Below are 13,826 nucleotides of genomic sequence, written 5' to 3'. Positions count from 1 at the left end.
GCTTTCTCCTTTTATCGTCTATCGACGGCGGCGGGATCGTAGGTAGTCGCCGACGACCGCCGCTCCCAACCCGTCGAGATCGGGCACCACGACGCGTCCCTCGACGCGCCGGGCGACCTGGTCGATGAAGCGCGCCAGGCCGGGATCGCTGCCCAGCCGGAAGATCGTGATTTGCGCACCGAGGCGCGCCATTTCGTCGAAGCCGCGCACGGTGTGGGCGATGGTCCGCGGGTGCGGCGGGTAGTCGAAGAAGACCGTCGTGCCATCACCGTCGAAGTCCTCCAGGTGGGCGGTCGGCTCGCCGTCGGTCACCACCAGCACGACGGGCTGGGCGTTGGGGTGGCGGCGCAGATGACGCCCCGCCAGCGCCAGCGCGTGATGCAGGTTGGTGCCCTGCTCGTAGACGCCTTCCAGGCCGGTGAGCTCGGCGGCGGTCACCGTCCGGGCGTAGCGGCCAAAGGCGATGATCTGCAAGGCATCCGAGCGAAAACGCGTGCACACCAAGTGGTTGAGCGCCAGCGCTGTCTGCTTCATCGGCAGCCAGCGGTTCTCCATCACCATGGAAAACGACGTGTCGACCAGCAGCGCGACCGCGGCCTGCGTGCGGGTCTCGGTCTCGGAGACCTCGACGTCGTCGACGGAGATCTTCAACCGCGCGTCCGGCCCATCGAGGGTGGCCGTTCCCGCCTGCCGCAGCACGGCATTGGTCAGCGTGCGCGAAATGTTCCACGGTTCGGTGTCACCGAACTGCCAGGGCCGGGTGGCGCCCGTGAGCTCGCCGGCCGCACCCGCCCGCCGATGATCACGCTCACCGCGCCGCCCGGAAAGTTGTTGCGCCACATCGCGTAGCGCCGTCTCGCCGAGCCTGCGCATCGCCTTCGGCGACAGCCGCCACTGGCCGTCGGAACCGCGGTCCAGGAAGCCCTGATTCACCAGCGCACGTTCCAATTCGGCGAGCGTGCGGGCATCGACGGCCGCCTCGTCGCCGAGCTGGCGTGCCAGCGCGTCGAGGTCGACGTCATCCATGGTGGCGCCGGGATAGCTTTGCGAGAGCTGCTCGGCCAGTTGCTCGAGCTCGGCGATGTCGGACAGCGCCTGGGTGCCCTCACCCATCCCGAACGGGTTGTCACCGGAGAACTGTTCGGATCCGGTCCAGTCCTCCCCGGGCCGCGCCGCCTGCAGGTGCGCATCGAGCCGACTCAGCGACTCCATCAGGGCCGGTGAGCCGAATGCCTGCTGCGCCAAGGCATCCAGCTCCGCGCGCTGCTCGGCGCTGAGGCTGTTGCGGAAGCGCTGCGCGGCGGCGGCCCGCTTGGCCAGCGAGTCCAGCAGCTCGTCGACGTTGCGCGGGTTCTCCGGGAAGAACTCGCCGTGCGAGTCCATGAAGTTTTCGAAGTCTTCCTGGGTGTCCTCGCCGCGCGCGTGCTTGTCCAGCAGGTCGTTGAGGTCGTTCAGCATGTCGTTGACGCGCTGGCGGTCCTCGTCGGTGGCCCCCTGAAGCGCCTGCTTCATGCCCGCGAAGCGCTGGTCGAGCATCTCGCGGCCGAGCAGATCCTTGATCTGGTCGTACTTTTCGCGCGCCTCGCCGCTGCGCCAGTTGTACTCGGAAAGCTCCTGGACGGCCTTGGCCGGCGACGCCGGTAGCGCGTCCAGTTGGAGTTCGCCGAAGCGGGCGTCGTCGTCGAGCGCGCGGGCCAGCTCCTTGCGTTCGGCCAGCACCGCCTCGTCCAGCAGTTTCTTGATCTCCTGCAGCGTGCCGTCCAAGTTGTTGCGCCGCAACAACTCCCGTCGCCGTCGGTTGGCCTCGGCCGCCAGCCGGTCCGCGCCCGGCATGTTCTTGGTGCCGCGGCGCAGCAGCTCGGAGAGCGCGCGTCGCGGCGAGGTACCGGCCATGACGTCCTGGCCGATCTGTTCGAGCGCCTCGCGCAGATCCACCGGCGGAGCCAGCGGGTCGGGCCCGCCGGTGTACGCCGAGTACCGCGATGAGTGCCCTCTATTAGCCATAGACGGTTTGCCCCTCCTCGGACACCTTGTCGATGCGCTTGGCCAGATACAAAGCCTCGAGCGCCAGCTCGAGCGCGGCGGCGCGTTCGCCCTCCGACCGCGCGCCCAGCTTGTCCGCGATCTTGTCCACCACCGGCAGGCGCGGGACGGCGGCCAGCACGTCCTTTGCCGACACCCGCTCGCCCGTCGTCACCGCGGACCCGCCCTCGACCGCCGACACCAGCGATCCGACGTCGATGCCGCCCAGCACCCGCGACGCGGTGTCCGCGGTCGCGCGGCGCAGCAGGTGTTCGAGCACCGCCTGCTCGCGGCCTTCCTCGCCGGACTCGAATTCCAGCTTGCCGCGCAGGACGTCGATCACGGTGCCCAGATCGACCACCCGTGCCACCGGGTCCGTCTCCCCCAGGATCGCGCCGCGATGGCGGGCGGCGGCCGCGACGGTCTCGGCGGCGGCGATGGCGAACCGCGCCGACACCCCCGAGCGTTGGTCGACGGAATTCGACTCCCGCAGGTAGCGGGCGAACCGGGCGATGATCTGCATGAGGTAGTCGGGCACCTGCGCCGACAGGTGCGCCTCCTGCGCGATCACCCCGACTTCCGCGTCGAGCTCGAGCGGATAGTGGGTCCGGATCTCCGCGCCGAAGCGGTCCTTGAGCGGGGTGATGATGCGCCCGCGGTTGGTGTAGTCCTCGGGGTTGGCGCTGGCGACCACCAACACGTCCAGCGGCAGGCGCAGCGTGTAGCCGCGGACCTGGATGTCGCGCTCCTCCATCACGTTGAGCATCGACACCTGGATGCGCTCGGCGAGGTCGGGAAGTTCGTTGACCGCGACGATGCCGCGGTGCGCGCGCGGAATCAGCCCGTAGGCGATGGTCTCGGGGTCCCCCAGGCTGCGGCCCTCGGCGACCTTGATCGGGTCGATGTCGCCAACCAGGTCGGCGACGCTGGTGTCGGGCGTGGCGAGCTTTTCGGTGTAGCGCTCGCTGCGGTGCTTCCACTCCACCGGCAGGTCGTCGCCCAGGGTGGCGGCCTTGCGGATCGACTCCGGCGTGATCGGCGAGAACGGATGCTCCCCCAGTTCGGCCCCGGCGATCACCGGCGTCCACTCATCGAGCAACCCGACCAGCGCACGCAGCAGCCGGGTTTTGCCCTGGCCGCGCTCGCCGAGCAGCACGAAGTCGTGACCCGCGATCAAAGCCCGCTCGAGCTGGGGCAAGACGGTGTCGTCGAATCCCAGAATGCCAGGCCAGATGGCTGCGCTGTCCGGCCCGTCGGCCAGTGCGGTCAGCAGATTTTCGCGGATTTCCTGCTTGACTCCCCGTTCACGGTGACCGGCGGCGCGCAGTTCGCCGACGGTGCGGGGCAGGTTGCTCGGTGACGTCACCACTCCACGCTACGACGATGCCGCCGATGGGACACTATGCCCTCCCCCAAGTACGCGGTGCCGGGCAGGCTGATCGACTGCCCGGCACCCGGTCGGAGATCCCGAGCGCAGCGCGATGCTGCACCCGAACACCGCTCAGCTGTAGCTGACGACGGCCTGCGCGTCACCCGGCTTCCACGTGATCGTGCCGTGCTCGAAAGTCGACTTCTTCATGCCATCGGGGGTGTCGACCTCGTCACTGGTCGGATACCCGAGCTTGCCCTGCGAACCGCCGAGCTCATTCCACTTGTCGCGGATCAAGCCCCACACCACGTAGGCCTGCGTCTTGTTGACGATGACGCCGCCATCGAATTGCTGGTAGGTGCCACCGTCGGGATTCGTTTGCTGATTATCCTTCGGGGCCCCTAAGTCCTTGCGCGCCTTGTCGTCGAGGGACTGGTACTTCGCCAAAATTGGTCCCTGAACGGTGTACGGCGTGCCGTTTGCGCCCGGAATCTGCGTCGTGCTGCCTGGCGCACTCGGAGTCGTTGCTGCTGATGTTCCCGCGGCGGCTGAGCTCGAGGTTGCGGCCGACGAAGCGGGTGTAGTTGTTGAACTGCCGGCTTCACCCGATTTATTTGCCGAGCATCCTGCGCCGACGAGTGCGACACTCGCAATCGCGACGGAAATTGTGGCCGTTCGTATTGCGTTCGCGCGCATATCAATTCCTCTCGAATTGTGTTCGCCCCGCTATTGCCGACCCAAAGTGATGCTATTTCCATTCGCGACCATAGAGCAAGGACTGGGATCGACAATTGCCGATCTTCAGTGGGCGAAGTGGCGCGCCCCAGTGAGATACAGCGTGATGCCGGCGTTGGCCGCGGCCGCGGTCACCTCGTCGTCGCGCACCGATCCGCCCGGATGCACGATGGCCTTCACCCCGGCAGCGGTCAGCGTCTCGAGTCCGTCGGGGAAGGGGAAGAACGCGTCCGAGGCCGCGACCGCGCCGCGCACCCGATCCCCGCCGCGTTCGACGGCCAGCCGCGCGGCGTCGACGCGGTTCACCTGACCCATGCCGACGCCGATGGTGGCGCCACCGGCGGCGATCACGATCGCATTCGATTTGACGGCGCGGCATACCCGCCAGGCAAAAGCCAGGTCCGCCAGCGTTTCCGGGTCGGCGGGGTCCCCCGTCGCAAGGGTCCAATTCGCCGGGTTGTCCCCGTGGGCGTCGAGTTCGTCGCGCTGCTGCACCAACAGCCCGCCACTGACGGGCCGCAGTTCGGTGCCGCCGGTGAGCGGCTCGGAGGCGACCAGCACCCGGATGTTCTTCTTGCGGGTCAGGATGTCCAGGGCGGCCGGATCGTAGGCGGGCGCGATGATGACTTCGGTGAAAATCGTGCTGACGTATTCGGCCATCTCGACGCTGACTTCGGTGTTGGCCGCGATGACCCCGCCGAATGCGCTCAGCGGATCGCATTCGTGGGCCTTGCGATGGGCGTCCGCCACCGAGGCCGACGAAATCGCGATTCCACATGGGTTGGCGTGCTTGATGATTGCCACGCATGTCTCTTCGTGGTCGAAGGCGGCCCGCCATGCCGCGTCCGCGTCGGTGAAGTTGTTGTAGGACATCTCTTTTCCGTGCAGCTGCTCGGCCTGGGCCAGCCCGGGCCACGCGCTCGGGTCGTTGTAGAGCGCGGCCTGCTGGTGCGGGTTCTCGCCGTAGCGCAGCATCGCCGAGCGGCGCCAGCTGCGGCCCAGCCACTTCGGGAAGGCGGTCGCTGGATGTTCGGGGGCCAGCGTCGACTCCATCCAACTCGCCACCGCGATGTCGTATTCGGCGGTGTGCTGAAACGCCAGCGCCGCCAGTCTTTTGCGCTCGGCGAGCGTAAACCCGCCCTGCCGGACCGCGGCCAGCACGCCGTCATAGCCCTGCGGGTCGGTGATCACCGCCACGCTGGGATGGTTCTTCGCGGCGGCCCGCACCATCGACGGTCCCCCGATGTCGATCTGTTCGACGCAATCGTCGATGCTCGCGCCGGAGTCCACCGTCTCGCTGAACGGGTACAGGTTGACGACGACGAGTTCGAAGGCCGCGATGCCGAGCTGTTCGAGCGCCTCGGCGTGCTCGGGTTTGCGCAGATCCGCCAGCAGGCCCGCGTGCACGCGCGGGTGCAGGGTCTTGACGCGGCCGTCGAGCACTTCGGGGAACCCGGTCAGTTCCTCGACCCGGGTCACCGGAATGCCTTTTTCGGCAATGTTCTTCGCGGTGGATCCCGTGGAGACGATCTCGACGCCCGCCGCGGCCAGCCCCCGGGCCAGGTCGATGAGCCCGGTCTTGTCGTACACGCTGATCAAGGCGCGGCGGATCGGCCTTTTGGCGTTCTCCCGCCAGTCGTCGGTGCTCATCCGTTGTCGCCTTTCATCCGATCGTCGCTTTTCTCCCGACCAGGGTCAGCCCGCCGGTTGCGATCGCGGCCACCACGTCCGCGAGCAGCTTGCGTTCGGTGACCTTGATGCGTTCATGCAAAGTCTCTTCGTTGTCGCCGTCGAGCACGGGAACGGATTGCTGCGCCAGGATCGGCCCGGTGTCCGTCCCGGCGTCCACCAGGTGCACCGTACAGCCTGTGATTTTCACGCCGTAGGCCAACGCGTCGGCCACCCCATGCGCGCCCGGGAACGCCGGCAGCAGCGCCGGATGCGTGTTGATGACGCGTCCGTAGAACCGTGAAAGGAATTGTGGTCCAAGGATTTTCATGAATCCCGCGGACACCACTAGGTCGGGCGAGTGAGCGGCGGTGGCCTCGGTGATAGCGGTGTCCCAGGCGTCGCGGTCGGGGTGGTCGCCGAGCCGGACGGTGAAGGTGGGCAGGGACGCGGCCGCGGCGATCTCGGTGGCCAGGCAGTCGCGGTCGGCGCCGACGGCGACGATCCGGGCAGGATAGTCCGCGACGGCGGCGGCGATCAGGGAGTTCAGCAGCGATCCGGTGCCCGAGGCCAGTACCACTACCCGCGCCGACGCGTTGGGGGGCACATGGAGGGCTTCGACCACATCGGCGAGCCTAGTCGGGCGACGATGCGCGCCCTTACGGGCGCGCTGAGGAGCAGACGGCGGCGGCATGCGTTTGACGATCAAGCTGGCCAATAGGGCAATTGCCCACCTCCGAGCGACAACCGCCCGACGCCCGCGATTTCCCACCGGGCTTGTCGCTCGGAGGTGGGCAATTTACCTATTGCTCCGGATCGCGTTCGGCAGCGGTAGGTCCCGGCTCGCCCTCCGCTGCGGGAGACCCCGCCTCGCCCTCCGCGGCGGGAGACACCGGCTCGCCCTCCGCGGCATCGCCCTGCGCCACACGAGACCCCGGCTCGCGCTCCGCGGCATCGCCCTGCGCCACACGAGACCCCGGCTCGCCTTCCCCGGCATCGCCCTCCACCGCCGGAGTCCCCGGCTCACCCTCCCCCGGCTCATCCGCGGGACCCTCGAAGACGTCCTCCTCCGCCACCCGATCGTCGAAAACATCGGTGAAATCGGCCGGCTCTTCGGCCGGTGCGGCGGACGCGGGTTTGGCCCGCAACCGCCTGGGTCGGGGCCTGATCCCCCCACTCAGCACCACGGTGATCCCGCCGATCACCGTGAACCAGAAGAAGACACCGAGCAGCAACGCGCCCTGGTCGACGCCGACATGGCCGAAGTTACCCAGCTGGCCGCTCCCGGCGTACGCGAGCAGCGACATCACCAAAGCCCCGGCGGCCGAGGCGACCAACAGCTTGACCATCGCCGCGGCCGGCGGCAGCGCACGCCGGGCGCACTGCTGTCCCACCGCCACGCCCGACGACGCACCGATGATGAGCAGCGCAACCCATACCGGCCCCAGCGGCGGCCTGGGCACCGCCGCCAACACCGGCAAGGCCGGAATATCGCCACCGAACACGGTGAACGAGCTGAACGTCGCGAAACCGATGTGGGCGCTGGAGCCGACGGCGACCGCCGCGGTGCCCACAATCACGTTGGGCGCGTACAGCATTGACAGCAGGGTGAGGCTGAACTCGCCGAAGATCGAATCGGTGATGCCGTAGAGCTCCTGCATGGTCGCCCAGTGCACGACGAGCGACCCGGCCGTCACGAACCCGGAGAGCCCGAGCAACGCCAGCAGGCCGGCGGACGCGGCGCGCAGCGAATCGCCCAGCCAATAGGGCAACGACGACACCGCCAGCACGCGTGGCCCGACCCGGGACCACACCCCGATTCCCGCGCCGGCTGCGTGGACCACGAGCACGCTGAGGAACGCCCGCAGCGCGCTCGGGGTTTGCAGCTCGGTGATCACCGACGACGCGTCGTGGATGACGGCGAGGGCGATGGCCGTCATCAGCAAGGGTCCGCCCAGCGCCGACGCCACCACCCAGCGAACGACCAGCCACGACGAGTGCGGCGAGGTGGCCCGCGCCGTGCTGCGCGCGGTGGCCCAGACCATGAGCAGCACCGGCAGCAGCGGCATCACACCGAGTTCGCGGCCACCGATGGAGATCGGCACCTGGTGCACGCCGAGCCACATGCTGGCGATGGCACCCAGGGCGCCGGTCATGTCGCTGTTGGCGATCAGCAGTTGGATGAGCGTGACCGCGGCGATGATGACCAACGCCACCACGGCCGGGGCGAACGCGACCCTGACGAGGTCACGCGCCTGGCGAGCGCCCGCTGCCCGGTTGTCCTCTAGCCGTGTCACTCTTGGGCACGTCCCCGACTAGGCGCGACAGCGCACGGTTAAGCGGGCGCTGGGCCAGACGGTGAGGACGGCGACTGCTGCTCCTGGCCGAAGGATTGACCGCCGGATTGCTCGGAGTAGTTGGTGGGTGAACCGGCGTCCGATCCGCCGCCGACGTTCGGCGGCGGGCTGAAGCTGGGGAAGCCGGTGGGGGGCGTCGACGAGCCCTGGTGCTGCGCGGACGGCTGCGAGCCCGACTGCGGCGAAGGCTGGGCGCCGAAACCGCCGGTCGGTGCGCCGCCCTGGGTCGGCGCACCGCTGGCGCCATAACCGCCGTATTGCGATCCGTATCCCTGCTGGCCGCCGTGCTGCTGGCCGCCCGGCTGACCGTAGTAGGGCTGCTGGCCGTACTGCCCGTATTGCCCGTACTGGCCGTACTGCGAGTAGGGGTCGTACTTGGGGCGCGGCGTCGGCGCCGTGATCACGCCGGAGTCCAGCAACACGACGACGACCGCGGCGATCGCCTGCAGCACGATGGCCGCCACCAGGGGCCACATCGCCCAGCCGATGGCGAAACCGGCGGGCAGGTTGATCGTCTCGGTGATAGCCAGCAGCGCTCCCAGCACCGCGATGACCGCGACAACGCCCACGTAGCTCTTGGCTTTCGGGAGCAGGCTCAGGCCGGCGAGCAGCGCGGCCAGCAGGGCAACCACGACCGCGGTACCGGCATCGCCGGCGCGGCCACCGATGCCCGGCCCGAGGTCGGCGCTGATGGTGAACGTGGGCCCGAAGTTCAGGAGGTAAGCCACCAAGCCGAGCACCACCACCGCAATGTTCAGATACAGCGGCAGCTTGCTCTTGCCGTCGTCTTCTTTGGCGAACGAGGGTGTGGCGCCTGCATACGTGCCGCCGGACTGCGGCGGTGGGTATCCGGGGCTACCGGGAGAGTAGGTCATTGCTCCTCCTGTTGCTACCAGTGCCTTTAAGTGCCGAGCGGGCGCCGCGGTGGCGATGCGACGCTGTGCTTGCAGGCGCGTCACCGCATTGCGACGCGGTCGATCACCCACGCTAGCGCACGTGCGGGAACCGGTGGCGCCGCCACTGTCTTGGACGGCGAGGCCCCCGGCGGCCCTCCGGCGAGACGGTCCGTATCACCAGAGCTTGCTCAGCACAGGTAGAACACGTTCTAATTCTCTGCATGGATTACGGGCTTGTGCTTTTTACCAGCGACCGCGGCATCTCTCCGGCGACGGCCGCGAAGCTTGCCGATGACCACGGCTTTCAAACCTTCTACGTGCCAGAACACACTCATATCCCGATCAAGCGAGAGGCCGCGCACCCGACGACCGGCGACGCGTCGCTGCCCGACGACCGCTACATGCGCACGCTGGACCCATGGGTGAGCCTGGGCGCCGCCTGTGCCGTCACGTCGCGGGTGCGACTGTCGACCGCGGTGGCGCTGCCGGTCGAACACGACCCGATCACGCTGGCGAAAAGCATTGCCACCCTTGACCATCTCTCCGGCGGACGGGTCAGCCTCGGCGTCGGATTCGGTTGGAACACCGACGAACTCGCCGACCACAACGTGCCGCCCGGGCGCCGGCGCACCATGCTGCGCGAGTACCTCGAAGCGATGCGGGCGCTGTGGACCGAGGAGGAAGCCTCCTACGACGGCGAATTCGTCAAGTTCGGGCCCAGCTGGGCCTGGCCCAAGCCGGTGCAGCCGCACATCCCGGTGCTGGTGGGCGCCGCTGGCACCGAAAAGAACTTCAAGTGGATCGCGCGCAGCGCCGACGGCTGGATCACCACTCCACGCGACTTCGACATCGACGAACCGGTCAGGCTGCTACAGGACACCTGGGCGGCCGCGGGCCGCGACGGCGCCCCGCAGATCGTGGCACTGGACTTCAAGCCCGTCCCCGAAAAGCTCGCCAAGTGGAGCGAGCTGGGCGTGACCGAGGTCCTGTTCGGGCTGCCGGACAAGCCCGAGGCCGAGGTCGCCGCCTACGTCGAACGGCTCGCCGGCAAACTAGCGGCTCTCGTGTAGGTGCGGTCAGGCCAGCGTGGCCCGGTTGTCCTTATCCGTCGACCGGACCACGATCGAAGCCCCCAGCGGCTCGCCGTCGCTGAGTAACCCGACCAGATCGGGGTCCTCGCTCAGGGCCAGGAAGCGGCTGCCGTCGTCGTCGAGGCGGCCGATGATGAGGCCGGTGCGCACCGGCCAGTCGTAGCGCACGGTGTAGGTCTCGATGGTCGCGCGACCGTCGGCCTTGATGGTCACCGCCATCTTGGGGCGGGCCGCGACCTCGGCGCGCAGTGCGGCGCTGTTGTCGGGCTTCCAATTCACCGGCGTGGTCGAGTACACCCCGACGGAGTACTTGCTCATGATCCCGCCGTTGGCGGCGACCAGGCCGAATTGCCCTGGAAGATCCCGCATTTCGCTGACCGTTTCGGCGATGCCGTGCAGTGAGTAGTTGTTGCCCGGTCCGCCGAAGTACGGCAGGCCGCCGGTGAGTGTGAGCCCCCGCGGATCGTCGGTGGCCAGCTGAGTCCCGTCGCAGAAGTTGAACACCGGCACCGGGAAGCAGCTGTAGAGGTCGAAGGTCGAGACGTCGTCGATGCCGACCCCGGCCACGGCGAGCGCTTCCTGGACCGCCAGCACCGAGGCCGAGTTGTAGGTCAGGTCGAGGCGGTCCAGCAGTGGCTGGTCCACCATGTCGGCGTGGCCGTGCAGGAACACCCAGCGCTCCTCGGGCACGCCGAGCCGGCGGGCGGCGGCCACCGACATCAGCAGCGCGGCGGCGCCCTGATTGACCTGATCGCGGGCCACCAGCAGCCGCGGGTAGGGATCGCAGATCATCCGGTTGGACTCGGTGACGGTGATCAGCTCGTCGACGCTGCGCTCCACCGGGGAGGACGCGAACGGGTTCTTCGCCGCCACCTTGGTGAACGGGGCGAACAGCTCGCCCATTTCGCGCCGGTAGTCGGCGACGCTCAAGCCCAGCCGGGCGCGGCGCGCGTTCTCCAGCAGTCCGTACTGGGCCGGCGCTCCGATCAGCCCATGCGCGACGGTGTAGTCGTCGAACAGGCCGTCGTATCCGAACCCGCGGTCCTCGAGGGAACCCTCGACCGTGTCGGAATGATCCGGCTTATCCCGGTCGGCGAAATACCGGATGCTGGACGTGTTTTCGGAGCCGAAGATCATCACGACCTGCGCCTCCCCCGAGGCGATGACACCGGCGAACTCGGTGACCAGATGCTGGGGGCCCTGGCCGCCGATGGGCTCGAGGATCGCGCGGGCCGGCGCGGCGCCGATGCGCTGGGCCACCGACCGCGGGTAGTTGTTGGACTTGCCCATCGGCGCGGGGGTGCGCCCGGAGATCTCGAACTGCCGGAGGGCGGCGACGGTGTCGATGGCCGCGGCGACGGCGGTGACGTCGGCCCCGGTGTCATGCAGCGCGGCCTGCGCCGCCGCCGTCGCCAACTCCACCGACGACATCCCGCGGTAGCCGGAGTCCTCGATGCGCTCGGTGAACTGCCCCACGCCGACGATGACGGGCGTGTTCGGGTCGAGATTCATAGACCCACTATCTACCGTGTGCCGGGCCCCGGCCAAATCCGGGGCCCCCTCGCGGCATCGGCCGGGCACGGCCCCCTACAGGTTCTGCAGGATCTCCCGGGCGAGCGCCGCGGTCTCCGACGGGGTCTTGCCGACCTTGACACCCGCGGCCTCCAGCGCTTCCTTCTTGGCGGCCGCGGTGCCCGACGAGCCGGACACGATGGCGCCCGCGTGGCCCATCGTCTTGCCTTCCGGCGCAGTGAATCCCGCGACGTAGCCGACGACCGGCTTGGACACGTTCGCCTTGATGTAGTCGGCGGCGCGCTCCTCGGCGTCGCCGCCGATCTCGCCGATCATCACGATGACCTTGGTGTCGGGGTCCTTCTCGAACGCCTCGATGGCGTCGATGTGCGTGGTGCCGATCACCGGGTCACCACCGATGCCGATCGAGGTGGAGAAGCCGAAATCGCGCAGCTCGTACATCATCTGGTAGGTCAGGGTGCCCGACTTGGACACCAGGCCGACCGGACCGGGGCCGCTGATGTTGGCGGGGGTGATGCCGGCCAGCGCCTCGCCCGGGGTGATGATGCCGGGGCAGTTCGGCCCGATGATGCGGGTCTTCTGCCCCTTGTCGACGTTGTAAGCCCACGCATAGGCGCTGTCCTGCACCGGAATTCCCTCGGTGATGACGACCAGCAGCGGGATCTCGGCGTCGATGGCCTCGATGATCGCGTCCTTGGCGAATTTCGGCGGGACGAAGACGACCGACACGTTGGCGCCAGTCTCCTTCATCGCTTCGGCGACGGTGCCGAACACCGGCAGCTCGACGTCCCTGCCGACGGGGTCCACGTGCGAGACGGTGGTGCCGGCCTTGCGGGCGTTCACGCCGCCCACAACCTGGGTGCCGGCCTTCATCATCAGCGCGGTGTGCTTGGTGCCCTCGCCACCGGTGATGCCCTGGACGATGACCTTGGAGTCTTTGTTCAAAAAGATCGACATGGCTTGGGTCCCTTACTTGTTCGCCAGCTCGGCGGCTTTGTCGGCACCGGCGTCCATGGTCTCGGCCTGGATCACCAGCGGGTGGTTGGCTTGGGCCAGGATGCGCCGGCCTTCGTCGACGTTGTTGCCGTCGAGCCGGACCACGAGCGGCTTGTTCGCCTCGTCGCCGAGCATGTTCAGCGCGGTCACGATCCCGTTGGCGACGGCGTCGCAGGAGGTGATGCCACCGAACACGTTCACGAAGACGCTCTTGACCTGCTTGTCGTTCAGGATGACGTCCAGGCCGGCGGCCATCACCTCGGCCGACGCGCCACCACCGATGTCCAGGAAGTTGGCCGGCTTGACCCCGCCGTGCTTCTCGCCCGCGTAGGCGACGACGTCCAGCGTGGACATCACCAGGCCCGCACCGTTGCCGATGATGCCGACCGAGCCGTCCAGCTTGACGTAGTTGAGGTCGTGCTCCTTGGCCTTGAGCTCCAGCGGGTCCGTGGCGTCGCGGTCCTCGAACTCGGCGTGGCCGGGCTGACGGAAGTCGGCGTTGGCGTCCAGGGTGACCTTGCCGTCCAGCGCCAGGATTTGGTCTTTGGGGTCGCGCACCAGCGGGTTGACCTCGACCAGCGTGGCGTCCTCGGCGACGAAGACCTCCCACAGCTTGTTGATGGTGACGGCGGCGGCGTCCAGCACCTCGGCGGGCAGGTGGCCCTGCTCGGCGATGGAACGCGCGGTCGCCAGGTCGACACCCTTGACGGCGTCCACCGGAACCTTGGCCAGCCGCTCCGGCTTGGTCGCGGCGACCTCCTCGATTTCCATGCCGCCCTCGACCGAGCACATGGCCAGGTAGGTGCGGTTGGCGCGGTCCAGCAGGAAGGAGATGTAGTACTCCTCGGCGATGTCGCTGGCCTCGGCGACCAGCAGCTTCTTGACGACGTGTCCCTTGATGTCGAGACCGAGGATGTTCTTGGCGTGTTCGTAGGCGTCGTCGGGCGTCGCCGCGTACTTGACGCCGCCGGCCTTGCCGCGCCCGCCGACCTTCACCTGCGCCTTGACCATCACCGGACGGCCGATCTCGGTGGCGATCTCGCGGGCGCCCTCGGCGGTGTCGGTCACGCGTCCCGGCGTAGTCGGTACGTTGTGCTTGGCGAACAATTCTTTTGCTTGATACTCGAAAAGGTCCATGGACTCTCTGTCTTCGCTCGAC

General features: G+C 68.3%; 11 protein-coding genes. 1 reads left to right on the top strand and 10 read right to left on the bottom strand.

Annotated features, from left to right (window positions below; translation table 11 throughout):
• Positions 1-18: 18 nt before the first annotated feature.
• The 7 genes from OCU_RS29710 to OCU_RS29680 all read right to left on the bottom strand — a co-directional run bounded on the left by OCU_RS29710 (position 19) and on the right by OCU_RS29680 (position 9,026).
• Entirely contained in the window at positions 19-2,004 is a 1,986-nt protein-coding gene (locus OCU_RS29710; protein ID WP_026071411.1) for a vWA domain-containing protein, read from the bottom strand.
• Complete coding sequence (locus tag OCU_RS29705) at positions 1,997-3,391, bottom strand: ATP-binding protein (protein ID WP_008254031.1); 1,395 nt, start codon at positions 3,389-3,391, stop codon at positions 1,997-1,999. The genes OCU_RS29710 and OCU_RS29705 overlap by 8 nt, the downstream gene beginning before the upstream one ends.
• A gap of 132 nt (positions 3,392-3,523) precedes the next feature.
• On the bottom strand, positions 3,524-4,087 hold the full coding sequence (locus OCU_RS51485) for an LGFP repeat-containing protein (RefSeq protein WP_026071410.1): 564 nt from the start codon (positions 4,085-4,087) through the stop codon (positions 3,524-3,526).
• A gap of 105 nt (positions 4,088-4,192) precedes the next feature.
• The gene (purH, locus tag OCU_RS29695) at positions 4,193-5,776 is read right to left on the bottom strand and encodes a bifunctional phosphoribosylaminoimidazolecarboxamide formyltransferase/IMP cyclohydrolase (protein ID WP_008254027.1); all 1,584 of its coding nucleotides are present in this window, start codon (positions 5,774-5,776) and stop codon (positions 4,193-4,195) included.
• 13 nt (positions 5,777-5,789) lie between these two features.
• Positions 5,790-6,419, bottom strand: coding sequence for a phosphoribosylglycinamide formyltransferase (gene purN, locus OCU_RS29690; RefSeq protein ID WP_008254024.1), 630 nt, complete (start codon positions 6,417-6,419; stop codon positions 5,790-5,792).
• A gap of 178 nt (positions 6,420-6,597) precedes the next feature.
• Positions 6,598-8,091, bottom strand: coding sequence for a cell division protein PerM (locus OCU_RS29685; protein ID WP_162130884.1), 1,494 nt, complete (start codon positions 8,089-8,091; stop codon positions 6,598-6,600).
• 38 nt (positions 8,092-8,129) lie between these two features.
• Positions 8,130-9,026 carry a DUF5336 domain-containing protein gene (locus tag OCU_RS29680; RefSeq protein WP_008254020.1) on the bottom strand — a complete coding sequence of 299 codons (897 nt, stop codon included), beginning with the start codon at positions 9,024-9,026 and terminating at the stop codon, positions 8,130-8,132.
• Between the two features lie 242 nt (positions 9,027-9,268).
• On the opposite strand from OCU_RS29680, the gene OCU_RS29675 reads away from it, so the two are divergent.
• On the top strand, positions 9,269-10,117 hold the full coding sequence (locus OCU_RS29675) for an LLM class F420-dependent oxidoreductase (RefSeq protein ID WP_014379280.1): 849 nt from the start codon (positions 9,269-9,271) through the stop codon (positions 10,115-10,117).
• 6 nt (positions 10,118-10,123) lie between these two features.
• Here the strand turns inward: OCU_RS29675 and OCU_RS29670 are convergent, their stop codons facing one another.
• The 3 genes from OCU_RS29670 to sucC form a co-directional block, all read right to left on the bottom strand.
• Positions 10,124-11,650: an acetyl-CoA acetyltransferase gene (locus tag OCU_RS29670; RefSeq protein ID WP_014379279.1), complete on the bottom strand. Its 1,527-nt coding sequence runs from the start codon at positions 11,648-11,650 to the stop codon at positions 10,124-10,126.
• A gap of 75 nt (positions 11,651-11,725) precedes the next feature.
• The gene (sucD, locus tag OCU_RS29665; protein ID WP_008254012.1) at positions 11,726-12,628 is read right to left on the bottom strand and encodes a succinate--CoA ligase subunit alpha; all 903 of its coding nucleotides are present in this window, start codon (positions 12,626-12,628) and stop codon (positions 11,726-11,728) included.
• A gap of 12 nt (positions 12,629-12,640) precedes the next feature.
• On the bottom strand, positions 12,641-13,804 hold the full coding sequence (gene sucC, locus OCU_RS29660) for an ADP-forming succinate--CoA ligase subunit beta (RefSeq protein ID WP_009957827.1): 1,164 nt from the start codon (positions 13,802-13,804) through the stop codon (positions 12,641-12,643).
• Between the last annotated feature and the right edge of the window lie 22 nt (positions 13,805-13,826).

Origin of the sequence: Mycobacterium intracellulare ATCC 13950 (genome assembly GCF_000277125.1) — a bacterium.
GTDB lineage: Bacteria > Actinomycetota > Actinomycetes > Mycobacteriales > Mycobacteriaceae > Mycobacterium > Mycobacterium intracellulare.
The sequence above is the reverse complement of the archived record's forward strand: the minus strand, read 5'-3'. Positions and strand labels throughout refer to the sequence as shown.